The organism is Nocardia iowensis, from assembly GCF_019222765.1.
GTDB lineage: Bacteria > Actinomycetota > Actinomycetes > Mycobacteriales > Mycobacteriaceae > Nocardia > Nocardia iowensis.
This window is the reverse complement of record NZ_CP078145.1, coordinates 6,697,778-6,724,718: the sequence shown is the minus strand read 5'-3', so window position 1 is coordinate 6,724,718 and position 26,941 is coordinate 6,697,778. Positions and strand designations below refer to the sequence as shown.

The 26,941-nt window shown below is 68.4% G+C and carries 25 protein-coding genes; 15 read left to right on the top strand and 10 right to left on the bottom strand.

Annotated elements, in window-relative coordinates; translation table 11 throughout:
* Nucleotides 1-127 precede the first annotated feature (127 nt).
* From KV110_RS31035 to KV110_RS31010, 6 genes are all read left to right on the top strand, one after another.
* Nucleotides 128-1,357, top strand: coding sequence for a cysteine desulfurase family protein (locus KV110_RS31035; protein WP_218470723.1), 1,230 nt, complete (start codon nt 128-130; stop codon nt 1,355-1,357).
* Complete coding sequence (mnmA, locus tag KV110_RS31030) at nt 1,357-2,478, top strand: tRNA 2-thiouridine(34) synthase MnmA (RefSeq protein ID WP_218470722.1); 1,122 nt, start codon at nt 1,357-1,359, stop codon at nt 2,476-2,478. Before KV110_RS31035 ends, mnmA begins: the two co-directional genes overlap by 1 nt.
* A 112-nt stretch (nt 2,479-2,590) precedes the next feature.
* Nucleotides 2,591-3,727 carry a methionine synthase gene (locus KV110_RS31025; protein ID WP_218470721.1) on the top strand — a complete coding sequence of 379 codons (1,137 nt, stop codon included), beginning with the start codon at nt 2,591-2,593 and terminating at the stop codon, nt 3,725-3,727.
* Nucleotides 3,728-3,866: 139 nt separating this feature from the next.
* On the top strand, nt 3,867-5,981 hold the full coding sequence (ligA, locus tag KV110_RS31020) for an NAD-dependent DNA ligase LigA (protein WP_393538255.1): 2,115 nt from the start codon (nt 3,867-3,869) through the stop codon (nt 5,979-5,981).
* Between the two features lie 118 nt (nt 5,982-6,099).
* Nucleotides 6,100-6,795, top strand: a complete 696-nt coding sequence (locus tag KV110_RS31015) for an SDR family oxidoreductase (RefSeq protein ID WP_218470719.1) — start codon at nt 6,100-6,102, stop codon at nt 6,793-6,795.
* Nucleotides 6,792-7,826 carry an S-adenosylmethionine:tRNA ribosyltransferase-isomerase gene (locus KV110_RS31010; RefSeq protein WP_218470718.1) on the top strand — a complete coding sequence of 345 codons (1,035 nt, stop codon included), beginning with the start codon at nt 6,792-6,794 and terminating at the stop codon, nt 7,824-7,826. The genes KV110_RS31015 and KV110_RS31010 overlap by 4 nt, the downstream gene beginning before the upstream one ends.
* A 45-nt stretch (nt 7,827-7,871) precedes the next feature.
* Here KV110_RS31010 and KV110_RS31005 read toward each other — a convergent pair whose 3' ends face one another.
* Nucleotides 7,872-8,219 (bottom strand): hypothetical protein, encoded by a 348-nt coding sequence (locus KV110_RS31005; RefSeq protein WP_218470717.1) that lies wholly within the window; start codon nt 8,217-8,219, stop codon nt 7,872-7,874.
* Between the two features lie 262 nt (nt 8,220-8,481).
* Between KV110_RS31005 and KV110_RS31000 the strand changes: the two genes are divergently transcribed.
* The 3 genes from KV110_RS31000 to KV110_RS30990 all read left to right on the top strand — a co-directional run bounded on the left by KV110_RS31000 (nt 8,482) and on the right by KV110_RS30990 (nt 10,678).
* The gene (locus KV110_RS31000) at nt 8,482-9,726 is read left to right on the top strand and encodes an AAA family ATPase (RefSeq protein ID WP_218470716.1); all 1,245 of its coding nucleotides are present in this window, start codon (nt 8,482-8,484) and stop codon (nt 9,724-9,726) included.
* Between the two features lie 33 nt (nt 9,727-9,759).
* Nucleotides 9,760-10,104 carry a hypothetical protein gene (locus KV110_RS30995; RefSeq protein WP_218470715.1) on the top strand — a complete coding sequence of 115 codons (345 nt, stop codon included), beginning with the start codon at nt 9,760-9,762 and terminating at the stop codon, nt 10,102-10,104.
* 64 nt (nt 10,105-10,168) lie between these two features.
* Nucleotides 10,169-10,678 (top strand): GNAT family N-acetyltransferase, encoded by a 510-nt coding sequence (locus tag KV110_RS30990; protein WP_393538037.1) that lies wholly within the window; start codon nt 10,169-10,171, stop codon nt 10,676-10,678.
* 67 nt (nt 10,679-10,745) lie between these two features.
* Here the strand turns inward: KV110_RS30990 and KV110_RS30985 are convergent, their stop codons facing one another.
* Complete coding sequence (locus tag KV110_RS30985; RefSeq protein ID WP_218470713.1) at nt 10,746-11,396, bottom strand: ACT domain-containing protein; 651 nt, start codon at nt 11,394-11,396, stop codon at nt 10,746-10,748.
* A 450-nt stretch (nt 11,397-11,846) separates the two neighbouring features.
* Here KV110_RS30985 and gatC point away from each other — a divergent pair, with 450 nt between their 5' ends.
* Both gatC and gatA read left to right on the top strand, forming a co-directional pair.
* Nucleotides 11,847-12,146, top strand: coding sequence for an Asp-tRNA(Asn)/Glu-tRNA(Gln) amidotransferase subunit GatC (gatC, locus tag KV110_RS30980; protein WP_218470712.1), 300 nt, complete (start codon nt 11,847-11,849; stop codon nt 12,144-12,146).
* On the top strand, nt 12,143-13,615 hold the full coding sequence (gatA, locus tag KV110_RS30975) for an Asp-tRNA(Asn)/Glu-tRNA(Gln) amidotransferase subunit GatA (protein WP_218470711.1): 1,473 nt from the start codon (nt 12,143-12,145) through the stop codon (nt 13,613-13,615). The genes gatC and gatA overlap by 4 nt, the downstream gene beginning before the upstream one ends.
* A gap of 82 nt (nt 13,616-13,697) precedes the next feature.
* On the opposite strand, the gene KV110_RS30970 is transcribed toward gatA, so the two are convergent.
* Nucleotides 13,698-14,543 (bottom strand): SDR family NAD(P)-dependent oxidoreductase, encoded by an 846-nt coding sequence (locus KV110_RS30970; protein WP_218470710.1) that lies wholly within the window; start codon nt 14,541-14,543, stop codon nt 13,698-13,700.
* 108 nt (nt 14,544-14,651) lie between these two features.
* On the opposite strand from KV110_RS30970, the gene KV110_RS30965 reads away from it, so the two are divergent.
* On the top strand, nt 14,652-15,236 hold the full coding sequence (locus tag KV110_RS30965) for a TetR/AcrR family transcriptional regulator (protein WP_218470709.1): 585 nt from the start codon (nt 14,652-14,654) through the stop codon (nt 15,234-15,236).
* Between the two features lie 92 nt (nt 15,237-15,328).
* Here KV110_RS30965 and KV110_RS30960 read toward each other — a convergent pair whose 3' ends face one another.
* The 3 genes from KV110_RS30960 to KV110_RS30950 are packed head-to-tail and all read right to left on the bottom strand — an operon-like array spanning nt 15,329 to nt 18,160.
* Nucleotides 15,329-15,772, bottom strand: a complete 444-nt coding sequence (locus KV110_RS30960; RefSeq protein WP_218470708.1) for an SRPBCC domain-containing protein — start codon at nt 15,770-15,772, stop codon at nt 15,329-15,331.
* A 25-nt stretch (nt 15,773-15,797) separates the two neighbouring features.
* The gene (locus tag KV110_RS30955) at nt 15,798-17,357 is read right to left on the bottom strand and encodes an alpha/beta-hydrolase family protein (protein WP_246634097.1); all 1,560 of its coding nucleotides are present in this window, start codon (nt 17,355-17,357) and stop codon (nt 15,798-15,800) included.
* A complete protein-coding gene (locus tag KV110_RS30950; protein WP_218470707.1) occupies nt 17,354-18,160 on the bottom strand; it encodes a hypothetical protein in 807 nt (268 codons plus the stop codon). The genes KV110_RS30955 and KV110_RS30950 overlap by 4 nt, the downstream gene beginning before the upstream one ends.
* Nucleotides 18,161-18,327: 167 nt before the next feature.
* Between KV110_RS30950 and KV110_RS30945 the strand changes: the two genes are divergently transcribed.
* Together KV110_RS30945 and KV110_RS30940 are read left to right on the top strand one after the other, a co-directional pair.
* A complete protein-coding gene (locus tag KV110_RS30945) occupies nt 18,328-19,536 on the top strand; it encodes a sensor histidine kinase (RefSeq protein ID WP_246634096.1) in 1,209 nt (402 codons plus the stop codon).
* Nucleotides 19,537-19,577: 41 nt separating this feature from the next.
* Nucleotides 19,578-20,243, top strand: a complete 666-nt coding sequence (locus KV110_RS30940) for a response regulator (protein WP_218470705.1) — start codon at nt 19,578-19,580, stop codon at nt 20,241-20,243.
* 16 nt (nt 20,244-20,259) lie between these two features.
* Here KV110_RS30940 and KV110_RS30935 read toward each other — a convergent pair whose 3' ends face one another.
* Nucleotides 20,260-21,132, bottom strand: a complete 873-nt coding sequence (locus KV110_RS30935; RefSeq protein ID WP_246634095.1) for a serine hydrolase — start codon at nt 21,130-21,132, stop codon at nt 20,260-20,262.
* Nucleotides 21,133-21,429: 297 nt separating this feature from the next.
* Here KV110_RS30935 and KV110_RS30930 point away from each other — a divergent pair, with 297 nt between their 5' ends.
* Complete coding sequence (locus KV110_RS30930; protein WP_246634094.1) at nt 21,430-23,307, top strand: serine/threonine-protein kinase; 1,878 nt, start codon at nt 21,430-21,432, stop codon at nt 23,305-23,307.
* A 10-nt stretch (nt 23,308-23,317) separates the two neighbouring features.
* Here KV110_RS30930 and KV110_RS30925 read toward each other — a convergent pair whose 3' ends face one another.
* The 3 genes from KV110_RS30925 to KV110_RS30915 all read right to left on the bottom strand — a co-directional run bounded on the left by KV110_RS30925 (nt 23,318) and on the right by KV110_RS30915 (nt 26,889).
* Nucleotides 23,318-25,810, bottom strand: a complete 2,493-nt coding sequence (locus KV110_RS30925; protein ID WP_218470703.1) for an FtsX-like permease family protein — start codon at nt 25,808-25,810, stop codon at nt 23,318-23,320.
* Nucleotides 25,807-26,499 carry an ABC transporter ATP-binding protein gene (locus KV110_RS30920; protein ID WP_246634093.1) on the bottom strand — a complete coding sequence of 231 codons (693 nt, stop codon included), beginning with the start codon at nt 26,497-26,499 and terminating at the stop codon, nt 25,807-25,809. The genes KV110_RS30925 and KV110_RS30920 overlap by 4 nt, the downstream gene beginning before the upstream one ends.
* 69 nt (nt 26,500-26,568) lie before the next feature.
* Nucleotides 26,569-26,889 (bottom strand): hypothetical protein, encoded by a 321-nt coding sequence (locus tag KV110_RS30915; protein ID WP_218470702.1) that lies wholly within the window; start codon nt 26,887-26,889, stop codon nt 26,569-26,571.
* Between the last annotated feature and the right edge of the window lie 52 nt (nt 26,890-26,941).

Here is a 26,941-nt window from a genome sequence, read left to right as displayed (position 1 = left end):
GGGCCGCGGGAATACCGGATGGCGGTCAGCTGGTTGCAAATCGTGGGTGAAATCGTAGGAAATTCGTACCGGGCGGGGAGATACCCCCAAGAAGCGCAGGTCAATGGTGGGATAGGCTTTATCGGTCATGAAGGCGGCTATTGCGGGTTCGGTCCACGGTGCGACGGCCCATACGGTCTACCTCGATCATGCGGCCACCACACCGATGTTGCCTGCCGCCATCGAGGCGATGACCGCTGCGCTCGTGCTGGCGGGCAACGCGTCGTCGCTGCACGGGTCCGGCCGAGCCGCCCGGCGGACGCTGGAAGAGGCACGCGAGTCGATCGCCGCCGACCTCGGCGCCCGGCCCTCGGAGGTCATCTTCACCTCCGGTGGGACCGAGAGCGACAATCTGGCGGTCAAGGGCATCTACTGGGCGCGCCGCGATGCCGAGCCGCGCCGGACCAGAATCATCGCCAGCTCGATCGAGCATCACGCGGTGATCGACGCGGTCGAGTGGCTGGAGCGGCACGAGGGCGCGCGGGTGACCTGGCTGCCGGTGGACGCCGAGGGCGTCGTCTCGCCGCGCACGCTGCGAGCCGCGCTGTCCGCGAACCCCGACGACGTCGCCCTGGTGACCATCATGTGGGCCAACAACGAGGTCGGCACCATCCAGCCGATCGGTGAATTGGCCGCCGTGGCACAGGAATTCGGCGTACCCATGCACAGCGACGCGGTGCAGGCGGCGGCCCAGCTGCCGATCGACTTCGCCGCGACCGGTTTGTCGGCCGCGAGTTTCGCCGGGCACAAGGTCGGCGGGCCGCACGGTGTCGGCCTGCTGCTGCTCGGCAGGCAGGTGCCGTGTGTGCCGCTGCTGCACGGCGGCGGACACGAGCGCGACCTGCGTTCCGGCACATCGGACACCGCGGCCGCGGTCGGCCTGGCCACCGCGCTGCATCAGACGGTGATCGAATTGCCTACCCGCACAGCGGAATTGACCGCGCTGCGGGACGCACTGATCGACGGCATCCAGGCCATCGTGCCGGAGGCGGTGTTGAACGGCGCGCCCGGCGAGCGGCGACTGCCGGGCAACGTGCACTTCACCTTCCCCGGCTGCGAAGGAGATTCGCTGCTGATGCTGCTGGACGCGGCGGGGATCGAGTGCTCGACCGGCTCGGCCTGCACCGCCGGGGTGGCGTCGCCGAGTCACGTACTCATCGCGATGGGTGTCGAACCGTGGCAGGCGCGCGGGTCATTGCGATTTTCATTGGGACACACCTCCACTCGCGCCGATGTGGACGCGTTGCTGGATGTGCTGCCCCAGGTGGTGGAACGGGCCATGGCCGCGGGTCTGGCCGGTGCGAAGGGAGGTGTTTGATGCGGGTACTTGCCGCGATGAGCGGTGGTGTCGATTCGGCGGTAGCGGCGGCACGTGCTGTCGACTCTGGTCACGAGGTGGTCGGCGTGCACCTCGCACTGTCCGCGTCGCCCGGCACACTGCGCACCGGGTCGCGTGGCTGCTGCTCGAAGGAGGACGCGGGCGACGCCAGGCGCGCCGCCGACGTGCTCGGAATCCCGTTCTACGTCTGGGATTTCGCCGATCGTTTCAAGGAAGACGTGATCGACGATTTCGTCGCCGCCTACGCGGCGGGCGAGACGCCGAATCCGTGCCTGCGCTGCAACGAGAAGATCAAGTTCTCCGCACTGGCCGACCGCGCGCTCGCGCTCGGCTTCGACGCCGTGGTCACCGGTCACTACGCACGGCTCGACGACGGCGTGCTGCGCCGTGCCGTCGACGCCGACAAGGATCAGTCCTACGTGCTCGCCGTGCTGAACGCGCAGCAGCTCTCGCGCGCCATGTTCCCGGTCGGGGACACCCCGAAGCCGCGGATCCGCGAGGAGGCCGCCGAACGTGGGCTGGCCGTCGCGAACAAGCCGGACAGCCACGACATCTGCTTCATCCCGTCCGGGGACACCCGCGCCTTCCTCGGCGCGAAAATCGGCATCCGGCCGGGCGCCGTGGTCGACGCCGACGGCCAAGTGCTGGCGGAACACGAAGGCGTGCACGGGTTCACCATCGGCCAGCGCAAGGGGCTCGGGCTGCCCGGTCCGGCCGCCGACGGCAAGCCGCGCTACGTGACCGGTATCGATCCCGACTCCGGCACCGTCCGCGTCGGCTCGGCCGAGGACCTACAGGTATGGACCATCGAGGCGGAGCGCGCGATCTGGACGTCCGGCGCTACGCCGGACGGACCGATCGAGTGTGTGGCGCAGGTGCGTGCGCACGGCGGCACCGCCGCGGCGATTGCCGAGGCGGTCGGCGACGGACTGTCGGTTCGGCTGCGTGAGCCGCTGACCGGTGTCGCGCGCGGCCAGGCGGTCGTGCTGTATCGCCAGGACCCGTTGGGAGACCAGGTGATCGGCAGCGGAACCATCGCCGACACCGGCCGCGTGGACAGCGCGAGGGTCGGCAGTGACGCGGGTTCCGCAACGCGGTAACTCCGGGCGCGGCCCGCTTCGCCGAATCGTGATACCGGCCTGATGTCGGCGGATCGAGGAATCTGCCTGGCGCGCACAATGATCAAGCCGCATCGATAGCCGTGCGCGCACGATGATCGACCAACAGAATCGGACGACGGTGTATCAGGACGACAAAGACGTAGTGCGCGACAGCAATACCGACGTCAACAGGAAGGTCGGCGCAGCGCCCGCATTGCGCGGCGGGACGGCCACCGGCGTCGGCTCCTGGCCCGGCACCGACCCGCGGGAAGCCGCGACCACCATCCTCGGTGAACTGCCCGAGCTGCCGCACCTGGTCGAGTTGCCCGGCCGCGGCCCGGGCGCCGACCTGATCGGACGGATGTCGGCACTGCTGGTCGACATGCGATTCGACACCACCACCCGCGGATACCGCTTGGCGCCGCGTCCGGGTGCGCTGTCCCGACGTGCCCGCGATCTGCTCCGCGCCGACCTCGACGCACTCGAAGAGGCATGGGAGACCGCGGGTTCGGCCGGGTCGGGCCGTCCGATCAAGCTGCAGGTGGCCGGTCCGCTGACGCTCGCGGCACAGGTCGAACTGCCGAGCGGGCACCTGGCGCTCACCGATTCCGGTGCCCTGCGCGATCTTTCGGAATCCCTCGCCGAAGGCTTGGTGAATCACGTTGCCGAGGTACGCAAACGGCTCGGCGCGCAGGTGCTTCTGCAACTGGACGAACCGTCGCTCACCACGGTGCTCGAAGGCTCGCTGAACGGTGTCAGCATGCTCGACACCGTCCGCGCGCTGCCCGAACCCGAAGCGCTCGCCGTCCTGAACACGGTCATCGCGACCCAATCCGCGCCGGTGCTGATCCACAGCTGCGCCGAACCACCCGCCCTCGCCTTCCTGCGCGGCAGCGCCGCCGCCGCGATCGGCTTCGACATCACCACGATCGGCACCCGCGATCTCGACACGATCGGTGAAATCCTCGACTCCGGCAAACATCTGGTACTCGGGCTGGTCCCGACCACCGCCGCACCCACCCCGCCGACCTGGCGTGACATCGCCGAACCAGGCGTCCGCCTGATCGACCGCCTCGGCTTCCCCCGCACCATCCTGGCCAGCCAAGTCCTGGTCAGCCCCGCCTGCGGCCTGGGCAACGCCTCGCTCACCTGGGCCCGCAAAACGCTGAGCCTGGCCGCTGAGGTCGCCCGCGCGTACGCCGAGGACCCCGAATCGCTCACCTTCGAGGAGACATCCGGTATCGCTTGACCGTTTGATCGCACCTCGCCCCGTAGGCGTCGCCCCGGCTGCGGCCGAACCTCTCATCCAGTGCGGCGACGTGCGGTAACAGTGCCGTGAGATGTCGGTGGGCTCCGCTAATGTGCGTTGGGTGAGTGACAGCGGTGCGGTGGAGAATGACGCGAGCGCGGCGGCGCCGGCGACGGCCGAGCAGCGGGTGGAGTGGCAGCGACTGGCGGACGAGGTGCGCGAGCATCAGTTCCGCTACTACGTGCGCGACGCGCCGATCATTTCCGACGGCGAGTTCGACGCGCTGCTGCGCCGGTTGCAGGCGATGGAGGAAGAGCATCCCGATCTGCTCACCCCCGACTCGCCGACCCAGCTGGTCGGCGGTGGGTTCGCGACCGACTTCACCGCGGTCGACCATCTCGAGCGGATGCTGTCGCTGGACAACGTGTTCGACTTCGACGAGCTGCGCACCTGGGCCGGCCGGGTGGAGGCCGAGACCGGGTCCAACCTGCACTATCTGTGTGAGGTGAAGATCGACGGCGTCGCGCTGAACCTGGTCTACGAGAACGGGCGGCTGGTGCGCGGCGCCACCCGCGGCGACGGGCGCACCGGCGAGGACGTCACCCTGAACGCCCGCACCATCGACGACATCCCCGGTGAGCTCACGCCTTCCGCCGAATTTCCGATTCCGGCGCTGCTCGAGGTGCGCGGCGAGGCGTACATGCGGCTGGAAGATTTCGAGACGCTCAACGCGGCGATCGTGGCCGAAGGCAAACCGCCGTACGCCAACCCGCGCAACACCGCCGCGGGCTCGCTGCGGCAGAAGGACCCGTCGATCACCGCCCGGCGCAGGTTGCGGATGATCTGCCACGGTTTCGGCCGCATGGAGGGCTACACGCCGTCCTCGCAGCACGAGGCCTACCGCGCGCTCGCCGCCTGGGGTCTGCCGGTCTCCGAACACACCAAACTCGTGCAGGGCATCGACGCCGTCATCGAACGCGTCGAATACTGGGGTGAGCACCGCCACGATATCGAGCACGAGATCGACGGCCAGGTGATCAAGGTCGACGAGATGGCGCTGCAGCGCAGGCTCGGCTCCACCTCGCGGGCCCCGCGCTGGGCGATCGCCTACAAGTACCCGCCGGAGGAGGCGACCACCAAGCTGCTGAATATCGAGGTGAACGTCGGCCGCACCGGCCGGGTCACCCCGTTCGCGGTGATGGAACCGGTCTCCATCGCGGGTTCCACGGTCTCGATGGCCACGCTGCACAATGCCTCGGAGGTCAAACGCAAGGGCGTGCTGATCGGCGACACGGTCACCATCCGCAAGGCGGGCGACGTGATCCCGGAGGTGCTCGGCCCGGTGGTCGACGCACGCACCGGCGCCGAGCGCGAATTCGTGATGCCGACGCACTGCCCGGAATGCGGCACCGAATTGGCGCCGCAGAAGGAGGGCGACGCCGATATCCGCTGCCCCAACTCGCAGTTCTGCCCGGCCCAGCTGCGGGAGCGGGTGTTCCATGTGGCCGGTCGCGGCGCCTTCGACATCGAATCGCTCGGCTACGAGGCGGCGAACGATCTGCTGAAGTCGGGCGCGATCACCGACGAGGGCGATCTGTTCGACCTCGACGAGCCGACCTTGCTCACCACCACGCTGTTCGCCAACAAGGACGGCGGACTGTCCGCCAATGGCAAACGGCTGCTGGAAAACCTGCGTGCGGCGAAGAATCGACCGCTGTGGCGGGTGCTGGTCGGCCTGTCCATCCGGCACGTCGGCCCCACCGCCGCCCGAGTGCTGGCGCGCGAATTCGGCAGCCTCGACCGGATCCAGGATGCCTCGGCCGAGGAATTGGCCGCCGCCGACGGTGTCGGGCCCACCATCGCCGCGGCGGTCGCGGAATGGTTCACCGTCGACTGGCACCGCGCGATCGTCGACAAATGGCGCGCCGCGGGCGTGCGGATGGCCGATGAACGCGACGAATCCATCCAGCGCACCCTGGAAGGCCTGTCGATCGTGGTGACCGGCTCGCTGGAAGGGTTCTCCCGCGACGGCGCCAAGGAGGCGATCCTGGTGCGCGGCGGAAAGGCCGCGGGTTCGGTCTCGAAGAAGACCGCGTTCGTAGTGGTCGGTGATTCGCCGGGGACGAAGGCCGCCAAGGCCGAGGAACTCGGTGTGCCGATCCTCGACGAAGACGGGTTCCGATTGTTGCTGGAGTCCGGGCCGGAAGCAGTGTCACCGGCAGCGGCGAGCGAGGATTCCGAAGCGGAAGAGTAAGCGAGCCAACGGAATTCTGTGCGGGTCCCGCGAACGCGCGCTGACGGCGAACAACCCTTGACCTGAACTAGACTTCAGGTATGAGGATTGAGCGGTAGGCAACTACCAGGAGGTCCTCATGGCTCGTCGCACCGCGCTGATCACCGGCGCATCCGCCGGATTCGGGCTGGCGCTGGCTCGCGCACTCGTCCAACGGGATTGGCGGGTGATCGGAACCGCCCGGCGCGCCGAGCGGCTCGCACGGGTATCCGAGCAGCTCGGCACGGCATTCATCGCCGTTCCCGGCGATGTGACCGATCCAGCCCATCGGGCGCTGCTGGCCGAAACGGCAAACAGCGCCGGAGAACTCGCGCTGATCGTGAACAACGCGAGTCGGCTCGGACCGAGTCCGCTCGTCCGGCTCGCCGACTATCCGCTCGACGAGCTCGAATTGGTCTATCGGACTAACGTTTTCGGCCCGCTGGCGATTCTGCAATTCGCACTGCCGCTGCTACCGGTCGGCGGGAGCGTGGTGAACATCAGTTCCGACGCCGCGGTCGAGCCGTATCCGGAATGGGGCGGCTACGGTTCGTCGAAGGCCGCCCTCGACCAGCTCACCGCGATTCTCGGTGCCGAGCATCCGGACCTGTCCATCTACGCGTTCGACCCCGGCGACATGCGAACCGAGATGCACCAAGCGGCGTTTCCCGGCGACGACATCTCCGACCGGCCCGAACCCGATACCGTCGTACCCGCGCTGCTGCGGATGCTGAACGAGAAACCCAAGAATGGGCGTTATGCCGCCGCCGATTTCGCGGTGGGGCACGCGTCATGACGGTCGTGCCTGCCCAGCGTTCCTTCGTCCTGCCACCCGAACGCAATGCCGTCGCCCCGCCGGAGGCGCGTGGACTGGCGCGAGACGAAGTCCGTCTGCTCGTCGCCGGGGATCGCCTCACGCACGCGCGATTCCGCGAACTGCCACCGCAGCTGAGCCCGGGTGACCTTGTGGTGGTGAACAATTCGGCAACGCTGGCCGCGGCCGTCGACGGGAGAATGGATGGCGGGCCGATCGCCCTGCACTTCGCGACCTGGCTGGACGACGGGCGCTGGGTGGTCGAGGTCCGCACCACCGCGCGCACTCCTTTTCCCGCAGCGGAGCTTTCGATGGGAAAGGCCATCCAGTTGCCCGACGGGGCGCGAGCGACACTTCGCGAACCTTGGCTGGCCGGTGCGCGTCGCCTGTGGGTCGCCGAGGTCACCACCGATCCGCGCCACCTGATGGACGTGTACGGCTACCCGATCACCTATTCCTATGTGCCGCAGCGATGGTCCGCGTCCTATTACTCGACGGTCTTCGGGCGTATTCCGGGCAGCGCGGAAATGCCCAGCGCGGCACGGCCGTTCACTGAGCGCCTGGTCCTGGACCTGGTTGCCGCCGGCATCGGGATCGCGCCGATCACCTTGCATACCGGAGTGTCCTCACCGGAAACGGGTGAACCACCCAGCCCGGAGCGTTTCGCCGTGTCGGATTCGACTGCCCGCATGGTGAACGACACGAAGGCGGCAGGCGGTCGCGTCATCGCCGTCGGCACCACGGTGACCCGAGCCCTGGAAACCGTCGCGGACCCGTCGGGCCGCGTCCATCCGGCGCAAGGCTGGACCGAGCTGGTCCTAGGCGACGGTCGCCGGGCTCGCGTGGTCGACGGGTTGATCACTGGCTGGCACGCACCCGGCGCGTCCCACCTGGACCTGCTCGTCGCCGTAGTGGGCGAGCGCACCGTCCACGAGGCTTACTCGGCGGCCCTGGCTACCGGATACCTGTGGCACGAATTCGGCGACAGCGCTTTGCTGCTCGGCGCCCGGTGACCCATCCTGGCCAAGACCGATGTGCCCGTGGCGAAAGGGCCGTGGTCAGTGCACGGTGACGGTGGCGCTGGTCTGGCCCGGGATGACGAATCGCCCGCAGGTGCCGTTGCGCAGGTCCAGCTGGTCGGTGATGGTCTTCTTTCTGCGGTCCAGGTAGGTGGCCTCGGCAGTGACCTCGACCGGTCCCACCGAGCACACTTTGGAGACCGTCCGCTCGCCGTAGCTCACGGTGCCGCGGCCCTGGCACACCGGCTCGCTGCCGACCAGGAAAACGGTCGCGGAGCCGTCGTCACACAGGCCCTCGGCGACCGCCTGCGGCGCGACCGCCACAATCGATCCCAGGGTGATGGCGGCGGCGACGGAGCTTCGGACTACAAGACGACGAACCGTCATACTCATCGTTACCCATCAGTTTCTAGCGTTTCCAGCAATAACGGCACACGAATAAGTCGTGGCGCTCAGCATGCTAACCCGTAACCAGCGGCTTTGTCGGAGGATCGACGCCACCCAAATGCGGGGCCCGATGCTCGCCACCCGCGTGCGCTCGCGCTATGCGTATTCGCTATGGAAGATTTGCCCTTTCGTCGTGCACAGCGCCGGCCTGCGAGCAAGCCCTGGTGTCGTGACGCGGCGGCCGGGGCGAAAGGATGGCGGGATGCTGCGCAGTTTTCAGGTGACGAATCACAGATCGCTGGCCGAGGGGCAGGAGTTGCGGTTGACCAAGGGGAGCGGGCCGGTGGCGGTGCCGGTGACCGCGATCCACGGGGCCGCCGCGGCGGGAAAGACGAACCTGATCGATGCGCTCGGTCAGATGCGTGACGCGGTGCTGCATTCGGTCACCGGATGGGATCCCTACGCCGGACCTGCCCGCGCGCCGCATCTCGGATTCCCGGACCGCCCTTCGGAATTCGTGGCCAGCTTCGTCGCGGAGGGCGTGCCCTACACCTATGGCTTCCGGCTCGACAACGCCGACGTGACCGCCGAGTGGCTGTATACGCAACCGCGCTCGCGCAAGCGAATCGTGTTCGAGCGCAACGGAGCACAGATCAAGATCGGCCCGATGTTCGAGGCGGCACGCTACGGGATCACCGCGCTGGTGCCGCTGGTGCGGCCGAATGCGTTGCTGCTCAGCCTCGCCGGGCAGATGTATGCCGACGCGCTCGTGCCCGCCTATCGCTGGTTCGAGTCGATGCTCGAGGTGCAGCTTGGTCCGGCGAACCCGGCCGCCGTCGCGCACCGGCTCGGCGGGCACATCTCCCGGTCGCCGGAGAATGCCGCGCGCCTGCTCCTGCTGCTGCGCACCGCCGACCTCGGCATCACCGATCTGCTCATTGCCGAGAACGACCCGATGTACGCCGACTACCTGCGCGACCTGGACGCCGACATCGCCGGGATCGGCAAGCAGATCGAACTGTGCGCCACCTCGCCCGATCACGCCGACCGGCTGCTGCAGGAGAACGGCGTCACCGTCGTGCTGCTCGAACGCGAGCTGACCAACCTGAAAGCCGCCAGGGACGCGCTGTACGCGCGGATGGTGGCCCGGCGCGGTGTCGGCCTCCGGCTGGTCCACGACGGCATCGACAACCCGTTCGACATCACCGACGAATCCACCGCGACACTGTCGCTGCTGCGCGTCCTGCCGACCATGCTGGACGCCCTCGACTCCGGCCGGGTCCTCGCGGTCGACGATATCGGCGCGCACCTGCCCGCCGAGGAGACCGACCGCTTGATCCAGCTGTTCCAGAATCCGGAAACCAATTCCCATGGCGCCCAACTGATCTACACCACCAACAACCGCGCCCTGATCGACCGGAGCAATGGCCGCTCGGCGCGCACCCGCAGCGTGGTCTGGCAGGTCCGCCGCACCGAACACGGCACCAGCGAGCTCGCCACGGTGTGAGCCCGCTGGCCCGCGGCGCAATACCATGGGGGCATGCTCGAATTCGGAATGCTGCTGATCATGACCCTCGCCGTGGTCGGGATGGTCATGATCTATCTGCGTGGCCGCGGCAAGATCGCGCCCGCACAGGCCGAAACCGGCACGCTCTACGTCACGGGCGTGAGCCCGCGGCCGGACGCCACGGGCGAGCAGTATGTGACCATCACCGGCAAGCTGACCGGTCCCACGGAGCCGGGCACCGTCGTCTACGGCCGTTTCGCTTGGGACGTCGACGCGTGGCCGTCGATCGGTGATCTGATCACCGTCGTGTACCCGTCGGGCAAGCCGGAACGCTGGCAGATCGCTCATCCCGGCGCTCGCCCGAGTCTCGGCTCCTGACCGCCCGCGCCGCGGAGGCATGTGTGACGTAGACCGTTCTACGGCGAATGGCACGATGCCGGGTATGGATTCGAAGGACACGGGATTGGTCATCCGGACGGCTCGGCCGGACGAATACGAGGCCATCGGCGCGCTGACCGTGGACGTCTACGTCGGCGAAGGCTATGTCCAAGAGGGCAGTCCGTACGTGACCGAGCTGGCCGACACCGCCCACCGCGGGGCCTCGTCGCAGATTCTGGTGGCGACGCACAACGACCGCATTGTCGGATCGCTCACCGTCGCCCGTCCCGGCACCCCGTACGCGGAGATCGCCCGCCCCGGCGAACTCGAATTCCGCATGCTCGCCGTCGCCAAGTCCGCCCGCGGTCTCGGCGCGGGAACCGCGTTGGTACGCAAGGTAATCGAGATGGCGAAGGACGAAGGCTTCCACGCCGTGGCCATCACCACGATGCCCGCCATGGCCGACGCCCGCCGCGTCTACAACCGCTTCGGCTTCGTCCCCGCCCCCGACCGCGACTGGTACACCGAATCAGGCGAACTCCTGACCGTCCTCCACCTGAACCTCCAGGCGTAGCGACGAACGGGACCTCACCGAGCCGCCACTCGTACTTTCTCGCAGCCACGTCCCCTTCGCGCGCGAGCTAACCCAGGACGGTGGCGACGATTCCGGCGAGGTAGCCGAGGCGGGCTACTTCGGAGGGGCGGAAGTCGGGACCGCCGGGGCGGCCGAGGAGCAGGACCTTGCCGGTGTTGCCGAGGGGCGCGGCGGCGAGTTTGGTGTCCATGTCGCGCCAGATCTCGGGGACCCATTCGGCGTCGGGGTCGAGGGTGGCGGGCTTCTCCAGCGGCATCCACGGAGCCGAACCCGCTTGTGTCTCCGGCGCACTCGGGCTGCCGACCACGCGGTAGGCGCCCTGCGGGCCCACGTCGATGATGGTGCTCCAGCCGACGCGCAGCACCCGGGGCACGCCGTCGACGAGCACCTGTAATCGGTCGTCGCGGGCGCTGGCGACCTGGTCGATGAGTTCGAGTTCGCGGTGGGTGTCCAGCACGCCGGAGTAGGGGCGGATGGAGTCCACCCGCACATCGCCGATCGACTCGGCGGCGGTGATCAGGGTGTCGGGTAGTGCGCCCTGCGGCACCTCGACGACGAGGTCGTCGACGGCGAAACCGGCGCCGCGTTCGACCACGTCCAGCGAGAGAATGTCGGCGCCGACGGAGCCGAGTGCGAGCGCGAGTGCGCCGAGGCTTCCCGGTCGATCCGGAAGTTGCACGCGGAGCAGATACGACACGTGCGTTCCTTTCCTAGGGCGGCCGAGGCTCTCAACGGATACCCGGGTCCCGCAATACTTACACCCCAGGGCCCCGGTTATCGACTCGAAGTAGGACCAGTGATGTACGCCACGCGGCGATTTCGTGACAATACGGCGTGTCGAGCTAGTTGGGAAACCGTGTCGCCGAAGTTTGCCCGCCGAGTCGGACATTCGGGCGCGTTGTCGCCCGTGTCGCCCGGCCGAGCCTGGGGCCGCCGGTCCCCGTGGCCAGGCATACCTCCCACCGCTCGGCCCGCCCGTGGACGCCGTCCGGCAGCGCCCGTTCCGCGTACCTCCCGCCTTCGCTCCGGCCGTGCGCGGACTGCGGGCGGACTCCGTTCGGCGGCGCCCTCTAAGCTGTATAGGTTGCGCCGGCCGACGTGTGCGGCGATGTGAACTGTTGAAACCGAAGCCGAAAGGGGTCCCGCGGTGCCCGCCATCTCCCGTGACGAGGTAGCACACCTCGCCCGGCTGTCCCGGCTCGCGCTGTCCGAAGCCGAACTGGATCAGTTCGCCGGTCAGCTGGATTCGATCCTGAGCCACGTGCGGACCATTTCCGAGGTCGCCGCCGCCGATGTCCCGGCCACCGCGTCGCCGAACCCGACGACCAATGTGACCCGCCCCGACGAGGTCGTGCCCTGCCTGACCCCGGAGCAGGCGCTGTCCGGCGCCCCGGCGGCGGAGGAGCAGAAGTTCGTGGTTCCGCAGATTCTGGGAGAGGCCGAATGAGCGATTTGACCACCTTGTCGGCGGCCGAACTGGCCGACAAGATCCACGGCGGCGAGGTGTCCTCGGTGGCGGTCACCAAGGCACACCTGGATCGGATCGCCGAGGTCGACGGCGAGTACCACGCGTTCCTGCACGTGTCGGGGGAGCAGGCGCTCGAGGCGGCCGCCGCGGTGGATGCCGCGCTCGGCTCCGGCGCCGCGCCCGCGTCGCCGCTGGCCGGAGTTCCGTTGGCGCTCAAGGACGTATTCACCACCACCGATATGCCGACCACCTGCGGGTCGAAGATCCTCGACGGCTGGGTCTCGCCGTACGACGCGACGCTGACCACACGGCTGCGCGCGGCGGGCATCCCGATCCTCGGCAAGACCAACATGGACGAGTTCGCGATGGGTTCGTCCACCGAGAACTCCGCCTACGGCCCGACCCGCAACCCGTGGGACACCACCCGGATTCCAGGCGGCTCCGGCGGCGGGTCCGCCGCCGCGCTCGCCTCGAACCAGGCGCCGCTGGCCATCGGCACCGACACCGGCGGTTCCATCCGCCAGCCCGCCGCGGTGACGGCGACCGTCGGGACCAAGCCGACCTACGGCACCGTGTCGCGCTACGGCCTGGTCGCCTGCGCGTCCTCGCTGGATCAGGGCGGCCCGTGCGGGCGCACGGTGCTGGACACCGCGCTGCTGCACGAGGTGATCGCCGGTTACGACCCGCGCGACTCCACCTCGCGCAACGTGCCGGTGCCGCCGGTCGTCGCCGCGGCCCGCGAAGGCGCCAAGGGTGACCTGAGCGGCGTGAAAGTCGGTGTGGTGAAGGAACTTCACTCCGACAGCTACCAGCCGGGTGTGCTGGAATCCTTCGACGCCGCGGTCGCGGTGCTGAAGGAGCTCGGCGCCGAGGTGATCGAAGTGTCTTGTCCACACTTCGAATACGGGCTGCCCGCCTACTACTTGGTGATGCCGTCGGAGGTGTCGTCGAACCTGGCGCGCTTCGACGCGATGCGCTACGGCCTGCGCGTCGGCGACGACGGGCAGCACAGTGCCGAGCAGGTCATGGCGGCCACCCGTGCTGCCGGGTTCGGCCCGGAAGTCAAGCGCCGCATCATGATCGGCACCTACGCGCTGTCGGCCGGTTACTACGACGAGTACTACGGGCAAGCGCTCAAGGTCCGCACGCTCATCGCGCGCGACTTCGACAAGGCCTACGAGCAGGTTGACGTGCTCGTCTCGCCGACCAGCCCGTTCACGCCATGGAAGCTCGGCGAAAAGGTCGACGACCCGCTGGCCATGTACCTGTCCGACCTGTGCACCCTGCCCACCAACCTGGCAGGCCACCCGGCCATGTCTGTCCCGTCCGGTCTGAGCAAGGACGACGGCCTGCCGGTCGGCCTCCAGATCATGGCCCCCGCCCTCGCCGACGACCGGCTGTACCGCGTCGGCGCGGCCTACGAGGCAGCGCGCGGCGACATCGCCTGACAGCTCTCTCCTGAAACCTGTTGGCCCCCTAGCCTGTTCGACCCGCCGTGCACCAGGTGCACGGCGGGCCGAGTGCGCTGGCTTAAACCGGCCAGGTGAATTCCGGGTCGGTCAGGTAGTCCTGGCGGCGCTGGTCCAGGGCCATCGAGACCATCTGGTGGGCACCGGGACCGATGACCTTGCGGACCGGTGGGTTGGGCATGTTCACCAGGGCGATGAGCCCTGCCGCGCCGACTTCCGGTGCGGCCTCCCGCCATTCGGACTCGTAATCGGTCGCTGGTGGCGGTGCGCTCGGGTCCGGGTAGTTCGGCATGCCGAGGATCGTGCTGCGCAGCCCTTCGTAGGCGGGCTGTCCGGTGCCGAACTTCATGCTCGTCTTGGCCCAGTCGGTGTCGAATCCGCCCATCTGGGCGAGGGTGACGGCGATGCCGAACGGCCGCAACTCGTCGGCGAGTGAGGCGCTGAATCCTTCCAATGCCCACTTGCTGGCGTTGTACATGCCGAACAGCGGGAGGCTGCCGACCGCGCCGACGGTGGAGATCTGCACGATGTGACCGGAGCCCTGCGCGCGCAGATGTGGCACGGCCGCCTGGGAAACCCACAGGGCACCATAGAAATTGGTGTCCATCTGGTCCCGGATCTGCGCCTCGGTGAGTTCCTCGATCGCGCCGACGAGTCCGTAGCCCGCGTTGTTCACGATGACGTCGATGGTGCCCATCAGTGCGAAAGCCTTGTCCACGGTGGCGATTGCGCCATCGCGGTCCCGAACGTCCAACGGCAGCACGGTGAGTCGGTCCTGGGCGAGGTCGGCCATGGTGCGCGGGTCGCGAGCGGTCGCGACGACGCGGTCACCCTCGGCGAGCGCGGCCACGGTGAAGGCCCGGCCGAGGCCGCGGTTGGCGCCGGTGATGAACCAAGTTCTGGTCATGTCGATCCTTTCGTCGCGAGACGCTCCGTCTCGTTTGAAGAGGATGCCAAGCGAATCGCTTCATGTCAAGACGAGACGTTTCGTCTCGTTTAATGCTATCCTGGCCGCATGCCCGACGCCCCCAGCGCCACCCGCCGCAGCGAACGCGCCCGCGCCGCGATCCTCGCCGCCGCTGGCGAGCTCACCCGCGAACTGCCCTACGCGAAGCTGAGTATCGAGGCGATCGCCGCCCGAGCCGGTGTCGGCAAACAGACCATCTACCGCTGGTGGCCGTCCAAGGGCGCGGTGGTGTTCGACGCGATGCTCGAACTCGATTCGGGCCCAGACGGTCTCGCGCTCCCGAACACCGGCGATATCGCCGCCGACCTGCGCGAGCTGTTGCGCGGATCGGTCGCCGCCCTTACCGACCCCGGCTTCGAGTCCTTCCTCCGCGCGATGTACATCGAGATCCAGCAGGACCCCGAAATCGGCGCCGCCTACCGCGAACGCCTCCTGTTGCAGCGGGCCGCCATCGCCGACCGCTTGGCCGCCGGAGTGCAATCCGGTGAGCTCCGCCCCGACTTGGATTTCGAACTGGCGACAGATCTCCTACTCGGCCCCATCCAAAGCCGCTGGTCCCTCGGCCTCGGTGGCCTGACCGAGGCATACGCCGACGCCGCGCTAACCGCCGCCCTCACCTACCTCAAGGCCTGAGCGGTGCCACGATCAACGGGACATGGTGGTGGCCGCTCTCGCGCAATTCCGCCACCATGTCCCGTTGATCATGTGGCCATGCACCGGGTGGGTCAGCTGGCGGGCAGGGATTCGGCTTGCTCCTTGATGCCCGCGGTCATGCTCGCGAATCCGCGCTGGAGGCGCTTGCCGAGTAGGGCCACTACCACCGGGCTCAGCCAACCGGCCAGTTCGAAGTGGGATTCGTAGCGGGCGCGACCGTCTTCGAGGGGGGTAACCGTGTGCGAGCGCAGGCTGTGCAGGGCGCCGAGGGGGACCGGCTTCATCGCGTAGCTGAGCTCGCGGCCCGGTGTGTGCGAGCGAATCCATTCGCGCTGGCGGCGCGGGCGGGGGCCGAGGTGCACCAGCATGTCGATCGGCTCACCGGGCACCAGCGAGCTGCGGCATTCGCTGACGAAGGGATTCCATTCGCCGTAGCGCGGGAAGTCGATGATCACCTGCCACACGAGTTCGGCGGGCGCGTCGATCTCCACGGTGGCGTCGATGACAAAGGCCATGTCGGCAATTAGAACATGTTCTACGTCAGCAGGTGCCCATCGCGGTGCCCTGGTCGGTGCCGTAGCGGTGGCCGTGCCCGGCGGGTGCGTTCAGGGCGGCGAGCAGGTCGGCCGTCGTCTGCACGAAACTGACCACCGGAAGCCACTGCGGCAGTGGCGCATCCAGGCGGGCACCGGTCAGGTCGGGTGCGCGCCACAGCAGGGCGGGGGACCAGTGGATCACCGGGTCGGAGCTGTTGGCCAGCACGGTCGCGCCTGCGCGGTGCACCTGTCCGGCGGGTGGTCCGGCCCATAGCGCGCCGCAGGTGCGGCGGTCCTGGTCCGCGTCGTCGGCGAAGACCGAACTGCCGCCGAGGGCGCCGAGACTCTGACCATAGAGGTAGAGGTTGGGCTTGTGGTCGAGCGTGCGGATCCGAGCTTCGACGGCGGTGAACAGTGCCCGTGCGGCATCGGCCGCTTCGTCGCGGCCGAAGACGAAGGTCACCCAGCTGGGTGCGTACGAGTACTGCAAGCCGACGAGGGCGACATCGCCGCCGAACCGTTGGTCGAAGCCACGCACCGCATTGCCGTCGATCCAGCCCGAACCGGTCGGCACCATCACCACCAGGTTCGACCGATCGAAGGCGCCGGAGCGTTCCAGCTCCCGAACGGCCAGCGCGACACGCGATTCCAGATTCGGCGCCGATTCGACGCCGACGTAGACCCGGATCGGGCCTGCCGGAGCGCCACTGACGAACTTGCGTCCCTCCGCACCGAGCGAGGACCAGCTCACCGCCGACTCCGCACTACCCGACCTGGTCTCCGAGACCGGCTGCACCAGAGCTGGATCCAGTACCGCGTTGGCACCGGCATACGAGGACTGCCGCCAGCCCACCACGGTCGGCGCCGCCACGAAGTACATCAGCGCCGCCGCGGCCGCACCCAGCGAAACTCCACGCGCCCAACCCAATTTGCGCAGCACCCAGCCCACCGCCCGGGTGATTCCCACTAGCACACCGACGATCAGCACCGCCTCGATCGCCCATCGCACCCAATAGTCCGCCCCGATCGGTGGGGTGCTCATGGCCTCGCGCAGCCGGTTCTGCCAATGCTCGGCCAGCACCGCCGCACCGGCAATCACCGTCGAGGTCGCGATCAGCAACGGCAGCCGGACCCGCGGCAGGCGGCGATTGATGTCGAAGTCCCAGCGCCGCACCGCGAATCGAACGATTCCCGCGATCCCCAATGCGAGGGCGACGAGCAACCCGGTCAGTATCGCTTGCGCACCCGGCGTCCGCGGCAATAGTCCTGGGGCAAGCGACATCAGGGTGCCCGCTCCGATCGCCAGCGTCGTCCCGATGCGTGGACGCGAGAGACCCTGCACCGCAGTCGATGTCGCGGTGACTAGTCGGCGCCCGCGGCGTCGCAACGGAATTCGGTTCCGCGTGCGATCGGTGTCGAAGGCTGTGTCCATCGAACGCGCTGGCGCCAGCGCGTGGGACGAGAGTGTTGCTTGCCGACCGGATGTCAGCCGAGGGACAACCGCGTCGGCCCGAGTCTCGTCGGCGCGCGAGGACTTGCTCGATCTCGGCAGTGTGCTGGTCATCCCTGAACCCCCAGTACCGCAGTGCTGTTCATCGTCCGTGTCGAACCGGCGACCGGCTGCGCCACCCGCCGCTTGTTCCGCATCGTGAGCGCCGCACCGAGTCCGGCCACCCCCGCACCGAGGACCCCCAGCAACTGCCAACTGGTGGCCGAATCGGTTTCGGCCGCACCGAGCACCGATTCGGCGACCGGCGCACCGTAGCCCTGGCGGCGCGAATTCAGATCCACGAAGGTGCTCGCGATGGCGGCCATGGCGTTGCATCGAGCCCGGGAGAACGGATCGGTCCGCGTGTCGCAGGATTCGTGCATGTGCCGATCGAGGGTGCTGTCGAGTGCCTGTCGTGCCCACGGGCCGAGCGGTTCGCCGCGCTGCTCGGCGTAGCGCAGTAGGTCGTAGCCAAGGTCGTGCGCCTTGCACGCGGTCTCGAACTCCACGGGCAGCGTCACCGGGGACGAGCAGTCACCCCGCGGATTCACCACAAGTCCGCCGACGGTGCTCGGCCGGTAGCCGAACTGGGCGGAGAAGTCGTCCGGAATGGCGGTGAGCGAACCGGGTCCGCCCGAGGTCAGCTCCGTGACCGCCGCCCTTGCCTCGGCACTCTCGACCGGCGCGGACGCACTCGCGGCGACGGCATGCGGCGCGGGCGCGAGGAACACGGTGGCCGCCATGGTGGTCAATGCCGCCGCGGTGAGTGCGGCGGCCCGCCGCGTCGCGGAACCGGTCGTGGCGGAAGGAGAAGGGGAGGCGCCTGCGGCCTGTGCGGGCCGCGCCGTTGCGGGCCCTGCGTTGGTCGGTGTGCTCATGATCTAGACGCTAGGAACGCACCCCGCTCGCGGGCCTCACGCCGGGGACCGGTTTCCGGGGCGGTGCCGCCGGGTGAGCTCGGTCGCCGCCTCGCACCTGGGTACGGGGTGCGAAATCACCCGGGGGTATGACGTGGCAGCACGCTGGACTTTCTAGTGTCGTAGGTATGAAGCAGCAGATCCGTGCCCGGACCAAACAGTTCAGCGGGCGGATGTGGTTCGACGCCGTCACGGTGCTCGTCGCCCTCATCTTCTACGCGGTGGCGTGGCCGACGCTGCATCTCACCCATACGGTGCCGATCGCCGTGCAGCCGTTCATCGCGGCACTGGCCGCGTTCCCGATCCTGCTCATCCGGATCAATCCTTCGCTCGGCTGGGCGATCTCGGCGGGTTCCGGGATGCTCATCTCGCTGGCGATTCCGAACCAGCCGAACAACGAGTTGCCGATCCAGGTCGTGCACATCCTGTGCCTGTTCGCGCTGCTGTTCGCGGTGGCGGTGCGGGCGACGGTGCCGATCATCGGCGTGGCCTGGGTAGCGACATCGCTGCTGCTCGGCACCACGATGTCCAGCGGCGACCTGGGGAGTTCGGCATGGGGCTGGCCGATCGCACTCGGTGCGGTGGTGCTGTTCGGGCTGCTTGTGCGGTGGCTCGTGCTGTCGCGCCAGCAGTTGGTGCGCCAGGAAGAGGAGAACGAGGTCGAGCGGGCGCGCCGGGCCATTCTGGAGGAGAAGGCCCGCATCGCGCGCGACCTGCACGACGTGGTGGCGCATCACATGTCGCTGGTGGTGGTGCAGGCCCAGACCGCGCCCTACCGGGTCGCGGACGTAACCCCGGCCGCCAGGGCCGAATTCGAATCCATCGGTGCCACCGCCCGCGAGGCGCTGAACGAAATCCGCGGCATGCTCGGCGTGCTGCGCAGCGACGGGCAGGCCCCCGAGCACACGCCACAGCCCAAGGCTACGGATGTGCCGGCCCTGTTCGAGGGCGCATTGCGGGCGGGCGTGCGGATCGCCTGGACGATCGACGGCTTGCTGGAGACCGTCCCCGACACCGCGGGGCTCGCGTTGTATCGGATCACCCAGGAGTCGCTGTCCAATGCGTCCCGGCATGCCCCGGAAGCGGCCGTCCAGGTGCATCTGCGGGTCGGCCCGTTGGTGGAGCTCATTGTTCGTAACGGCCCCACCGCCACCGTCGCCCGCCCGGTCGGCAACGGCGGCCACGGCATCGCGGGCATGCAGGCCCGCGCCCTCGCCGCGGGCGGCGACCTCACCGCAGGTCCACATCCCGACGGCGGTTTCGAAGTACACGCCAGGCTCCCGCTGAGCCAGACGACGACACTCGACCCGGTCCTGCTCGGTCAAGCCGCTAACTGAGCCGTCTGGCCCCCAAGTGCTCGTCCCACTAGGGTATGGCGGTGCCGATAACCGTGTTGATCGCCGATGACCAGGCAATGGTGCGGCAGGGTTTCGGTGCCCTGCTCGCCGCCCAGCCCGACATCAGCGTGGTGGGCGACGCTCCGGACGGAAAGATCGCGGTGGCCGAGGCCAAGCGGCTGCGTCCCGACGTGGTCCTGATGGACGTGCGGATGCCGGAAATGAACGGACTCGACGCGGCCCGCCACATCCTGGCCGCCGGGTTCGAGCCGCCGGTGCGGGTGCTGATGCTCACCACCTTCGACATCGACGACTACGTCTACGAAGCGCTGAGCCTCGGCGCGAGCGGCTTCCTGCTCAAGGACGCACCCGCCGAAGAACTCGTCCGCGCGGTCCGCGTGGTCGCCGACGGCCAGGCCCTGCTGGCGCCGACGGTCACCCGCCGGCTCATCGCCGACGTCACCCGCCGCCGCTCCGCCACCCGCGCGAAGCCGACGCCCGCGTTGGCCTCGCTGACGCCGCGGGAGCGGGAAGTGCTGGAATTGATCGCCAAGGGCATGTCCAACACCGAGATCGCCGAATCCCTGTTCGTCGCCGAGCAGACCGTGAAAACGCATGTCTCCAAGGTCTTCTCGAAGCTGAACCTGCGCGACCGCGCGCAAGCGGTGGTGCTGGCCTACGAATCCGGGCTGGTCACTCCCGGCTGATTCAGCCGACCGGCGCTCAGTGCGTGCAGGTCCCGCCGCGCAACTCGGTCAGATGCCTGCCGAGCAGCCCGGCCAGGCGGCTCAGGATGGCGGTGGCGTCGTCGTAGGTCCCCGAATCGGCCTGCGCCGCAAGGGCGACGGCGACCATCCCGGATTGGGTCGGCACCACACCGAACTGGCGCACCGTGTAGATGCCGGTGTCGTCGTCCGGGCCCCAGCCGCCCTTGAATGCCGCACCCGGCAAGGTGCCGAGCCCCCATGCCTGGTCGGGGATGATCTCGGACATGAGCTCGGTCACCCGGAAGGTGTCCGGCAGGCACGGCAGCCGCGAGGCGAACCGCACCTGATTGGCCAGCGTCCATTCGGTCTGCCCGAAGGCCGTGTAGTCCAACCTGGTTCGCGGTCCGGCGACGCCGGTGGTGGAGTCACCGCCCTCGTCGAGTACGTCCTGCACCGCCTGGGCGGCTTCCAGGCCGTCGCCGAGCGATTCCCACAGCGTCTCGGCCGCGCCGTTGTCGGAGACGGTGATGGCGGCCTCGGCGACATCGAAGATGCCGGGGTCCTGGTCGTGCCGCAGCGCCGCGATCGCCAGCGGGACCTTGATGGTCGACCAGGCGATGCCGCTGGTCCAGTCGCCGAAAATGGTCATCCGGCCGCCGCCGACCGGCATCACCGCCAAGCCGACTTGACCGCCGAGTTTGGGCTGCAACTGGGTGAAATCGGCGGCCAGCGAATCGGGGATGGACACCGAAAGTCCCGGACGGAAAGATCCTGCGGTGTCGACGATGACGGCAGGCCGCTCGGCGGGGTGCCGGTCGCCGGGGAGCAGCGAGCAGGAGGTGAGCCCGATCAATGTGACCACGGCGGTGCCGCGTAGTACCGAGCGCAACGCAGCACCTCTTCCCGTCGACTTCACCACGCGTCCTCCCCACCACCATGCGTGTGATCGCTGTTTGTCGGCGGTGCAAAATTTAGCTTGTTGGATCGACCCGATCGGTAATCGGGCGTGAGGACATCATGAACGCGCCATGGAACGTTGACGTGACGGTGATGTCTCCTCCATAGTTTTGCCGATCTTCCCGAAGAATTCGAAACCGCGTGGCTACGGGGTTACCGGTTATGCTCCAAGCTCTGTATGACGCGCTCGGAGGTGACATCCGGACGCCGCGGTCTACCTGAAGGGGACGTGTTGCTGACCAGCGGTGAGGTATTCGCCGGGTTCACCATCGAGAAGTTGCTCGGGCAAGGTGGCATGGGATCGGTATACCTGGCCCGCCATCCCAGATTGCCACGGCAAACCGCGCTCAAGCTACTCAACCGCGAGCTGTTCACCGATACCGAGGTACGGGCACGGTTCGAGCGGGAGGCCGATCTGGCCGCGCAACTCGATCATCCCAATATCGTCGCGGTGTACGACCGCGGCACCGAGGACGATCAGCTGTGGATTTCCATGCAGTACGTCGATGGTGTCGACGCGGCGGCGGTGAACCCGCAGAACATGCCACCGGAGCGGGCTGTGCAGATCATCGAAGGCGTCGCCGCGGCATTGGATTACGCGCACGGCATGGGGGTGCTGCATCGTGATGTGAAACCCGCGAACATCATGCTGGCCCGCGCCAGCGGCGGCCAACGCGAGCGGGTCTTTCTCACCGACTTCGGAATCGCCAGGCTGCGTGAGGATTCCACGCATCTGACGCAGACCGGCATGTTCACCGCGACGCTTGCCTATGCCTCGCCGGAACAGATGACCGGCGCGCATCTCGATCACCGCTCCGATCAGTACTCGCTGGCCTGCGCGCTGTATTGGCTGCTGACCGGGATGGCGCCGTTCGACGCGCCCGCCCCGGCCGACATCATCCGCGGCCACCTGCAACTGCAACCGCCGTCGGCGGCCGCGCGGCGGGCCGGTCTGGCACCCGCGATGGACGCGGTGATCGCGGTGGCGATGGCGAAGCGGCCCGACCAGCGGTTCTCGTCCTGCGTCGAATTCGCCAGCGCCGCACGGCAAGCGCTCACCGGACAGCTGCCACCGTTGCCCGTCGTGCCGCAGTACACCCCGCAGCCCGCCCCGACGGTGCTCGCCCAACCGCCGATGGCGCAGGGTGCGTACCCGGGGTCGGCGCCCGCGTACGCGACGCCGCTCGCCGCCGCCGGATACGCGACGCCACCGCAGTACGAGTCGAACGCCGCTGTCGGGCAACAGTTCCCGTCTTCCGGCGGCGGCTACCCGGCTCCGGCGAACTCGGTCGGCGGACAGTCGTTCCCCTCGAACAATCAGGTCGGTGGCTACTCGTCGCCGAACTCCGGTGCTGGACAGGCCTTCCCGCCGCAGGGTCCGCCTAGGATGGGTTACGGACAGCAGCCGGGGCCGGGCTACCCGGTCCAGCCCGGTCCTGCCCGGCGCTCGAACACCGGCTTGATCGTGGTGCTCAGCCTGATCGTCGTGATCGTGCTCGTCGTCGTGGGGGTCGTGCTGGCGACGGCGGACGGTTCGGATGCGTCGTCACCGGCGGATTCGGGCAAGACCTCGGCCGCGAGCACCGGCACACCCGAGGACCCGACGACCCTCGCCAAGGCGTTCCCGAAGGTGCTCCCGCAGGGCGTCGACACCACCTACGGAATCGGGAGCGGCGAGGGCTATCACGACAAAACCTGCTTCCTGGACACCGTCAAGGCGGGCGACAAGATCTCCAGCGACAACGACGTGCCCGCCTTCCCGAAGTGGCAGACGGCCTGGAACTGCTGGGGCGTGCCGATCAACGAACCCGACTTCATCGCGGTCGCCTTCAAGTCGCCCGAGGACGCCAAGGCGGCGGTGCGCGACCTGCCGCCGAACACCAAGGCGACCGAGCGCAACGGCGGCAAGTCGTACACCACCCATCGGTGGGAACAGGCGGGCGGCGGTTTCCCGGACGGCTTCCTGGTGGTGAGCTTCGAATCCGATCCGGCGCGCGCGAATTACCTGTTCTTCGCCAAGGTGACACTCACCGACAGTCAGCCCGACTCCGGCTTCGGGCTGACCCAGCAGAAGTTCAAGGCCTGGTTCACCGACTTGCCGTTGTAGGCAGCGCGATTCAGTCGACGGCCAGCGCCTCCACGATCGGCATCCGGCCCGCGCGCAGTGCGGGCGGGATCGAGCCGAGCAATGCCAACCCGAGCGCGACCGAGCCGTAGACCAGCAGCATCGGGCTCGGCTGGTAGACGACATCGATGGTCAGCGCGTGCGCGATGGCGACGGTGGCCAGGTACTGCACGGCGATGCCGACGACCAGACCCAGTGCCGCGCCGGTCAATCCGATCCCGGCCGCTTCGGCGAGCACCGACCGCATCAGGAACTTGCGGCTGGTTCCCATGGCCCGCAACACGCCGAGCTCTCTGCGGCGTTCGAGCACCGACAGCATCAAGGTGTTCAACAGCGCCACGGTGGCCACCAACACCACGATCCAGAGGATGGCGTTGCTCATCGCCGACCCCTGCCGAATGCTGGAGGCGGCCGAGACGACGGTGTTCGGTCCGGTGTCCACGTGGATCTCCGGCGGAACGAGTTGCCGGATCGCCGCCAGCACGGCGGCGTGGTCCGCGCCGTCCTCGATATTGACCGAGACGATCGTTTCGCCGGGTCGTTCGTACCAGTGACGCATCAGGTCGAGGTCCATCATGACGACGCCCGCGATGGCGGAGAAGTACGGAATCACTTGCAGCACAGTCACGGTGTGCTCGCCGGTCGGGGTCGGCAAGGTCAACTGGGCGCCGACGTCCACGTTGAGGGACCGGGCCACATCTCGCGAGATCGCCACCCCCTGACCGGCGGACAATCGCGCGACCACCGTGTCGTCCAGCATCCGCATCCGGGTTTCGCGCGCGTTGGGCGGAAAGCCCTGCAGCATCACCCGTCCGCTGCCGAGGGTGGAGAACGCCATCTGCGCCGGACTCGTCTCGGCGACCCCCGGCATTTCGGCTATCCGGTCGGCCAGCCCGGCGGGCAGTAGCGGACCGGTCGGGAACTGCGCCAGCGAGGCGGGGCTGATGTAGACATCGCTCCTGGCGAGGTCTTTGAAGGTCATGGTGGCGGAATCGACCATATTGCGCGACGCTCCGCTCATGGCGACCGTCGCGGCCACGCCGATCATCACCGTCATCGCGGTCGCCCACACCCGGCGCGGCGCCCGTTCGAGGGTGGTCGCGCCGAGGGCGCCCGGCGCACCGAATAGGCGTGCGGTCGCCGCGGCGACCCGGACGAGTGGCCCGGTCGCGGCGAAACAGATCATCACGGCCGCGACGAACGAGGTGGAAATGGCGGCCAGCGAATAGCGGCCGAGGTCGAGCTCGGCGATCGCGATCGATAGCGCGGCAAGCCCGAGGCCCGCCACGATCGCGGCCCACCGCAGCAGCGGGCTCGCCGTGTCGACCCGGCCGACGCCGACCGGGACCAGCGCCTCGATGGGCTCCACCCGGTACACCTGGCGCGCGGCGAGCCCCGCGGCGGTCACGCTGGCGACCACACAGGCGAAGATCGCGGCCGGGATCGCGTAACCGGGCACCATATATTCCGTGCGGGCCTCCACGGACGACATGACGGCGGCGGGCAGTTGACCGATCGCGATGCGCCCCATGAAGATCCCGATCACCGCGCCCACCGCGCCGCCGAGCACGCCGAGCAGCGCCGCCTCGGCCAGCAGGTCACGCACCATCGGTCCGCGCTTGCCGCCGATGGCGCGCAGCAGCGAAAGCATGGGCCTGCGTTGAGCGATCGCCATGCTCATCGCGTTGTAGATGAGGAACGCCGAAACGATCAGTGCCGCTGCCGAAGCCATTGTTGTCGAATAGCGCACGAGCTGGATCGCGCTACCGGCTTGCGCGGTGCGCAGACTGGGCTCGGCGACCACCGCGCGACCGTCGACGACTCTGGTCAGGTCGGCACGCAACGTCTCGACCGCAGTGCCTTGCGCGGGGATCACCTGAATGGAATCCAGCCGGCCGATCCGCCCGGTGACCTTCTGGGCCAGCCCGAGCGGCGCCGCGATGAGGTGGCCGTCGTTGAGCTGTTTCGAGGTGTCCTTGTCGAGAACGCCCGCGACGGTGACGGTTCCGGAACCGAGGGGGAACTGCTCGCCCTCCGCGTAGCCCATGCCCGCGCCGACCAGGACGCCGTTGGGCACCGTGAGCAGCTTGCCCGCCTGCGCGGTGACCGGCCCGGCCAGCGCGCTGCCCAGCGCGCTGATATTCGCGTCGGCGCCGATCAGCAGCGCCCGGTCGGCGCCGACGCCGATCTGCGAACGCAGCATCGGCACGGCCTTGTCGACGCCCGGTGTGGTCGCGATCCGTTGCAGCAGTTGCTGATCGAAACCCGCGTCGGTGACGCCGGTGACCTCGAGCGCGGCACGTCCGCCCAAGCTCTGCGTAAGCCGGTCCACCGATCCGGTGACCGAGCCGGAGATGCTCAACACCGCCACCAGCAGGCCCGCCGACACTCCCATCACCACCAGGGACATCATGGTCCGCGCGCGGTGCACGAGCAGTTCGCCGATATTGAACAGCCGCAGCCGATCCCAGGCGGCGCCGATCATGCGTTGACCGATCGCTCGACCGAGTCGTTGGAGCCGATCCGGCCGTCGCGCAAGGTAACCGCCCGGTCGCAGTAGGCCACCGCGCCCATGTCATGGGTCACCATCACCACCGAGTTGCCGGATCCGGCTATCTCGCCGAGCAATTCGAGGATGGATGCCCCGGTCTTGGAATCCAGGTTGCCGGTGGGCTCGTCGGCCAGGATCAGCGGCGGATCCATGATCATCGCCCTTGCCACCGCGACCCGCTGCATCTGGCCGCCGGACAGCTCGGCCGGACGATGGTTCGCCCGATCGCTCAGCCCGACCCGGTCGAGCAGTTCCAGCGCGTGCGGCTTGGCCTTGCGTAACCCGGTGCCGTCCAGCAACTTCGGGATCGCGACATTCTCCCACGCCGACAGGGTGGGCAGCAGGTTGAAGAACTGGAAGATGAACCCCACGCGATGCCGCCGGAACTCGGACTGGCTCTCGTCGTCCAGGGTGGCGATCTCGTTGCCCTGGAATCGGATCGATCCCGAATCCGGGGTGTCCAGCGCGCCGAGCAGGTGGAGCAGTGTGCTCTTACCGGAACCGGAAGGCCCGATGATGGAGGTGAATTCGCCCGGTTCGATGCGCAGACTGATGTCGTCGAGCGCGCGTACCGTCTGCCCACCGACCCGATATTCCTTGGTCACACCGGTTAATTCGAGCATTGCCGGATTGGACATCGTTGGCCCCCACTCTGTTCGATCAGTCACCAGTTGTTCGTCTCTCGTAGCGCGCTACCGCGCCATGACTTCCGGCGCGTGGTGGCGGCGACGATACTGGGCATCGAGCACCGCGCGCAGCACCGGCTGCTCGGCGGCCAGCTCGAGATACGCCTCGAGCACCGACTGTCCTTGGGCCAGCGCCTGATCCAGCTTCGCGTCGAGGTGAATATTCCAGCGATAGCGCAAGGCGAGCAACAGCCCGTCCGCGTCACCGAACAGCCGCTCCAGCCCCGGGAGGTCGGTGAACAGGTGCGGATCTGCCGGGTCGACGGCGGCGCGGGCGAGGACAGTGTGCACAACTTCGGTACGGGCGTGCTGTTCTTCCCAGGACATGACCCTTGCCTTTCGTGTGACGCTACGACTCACGTTACGGACGGTCCGGTCG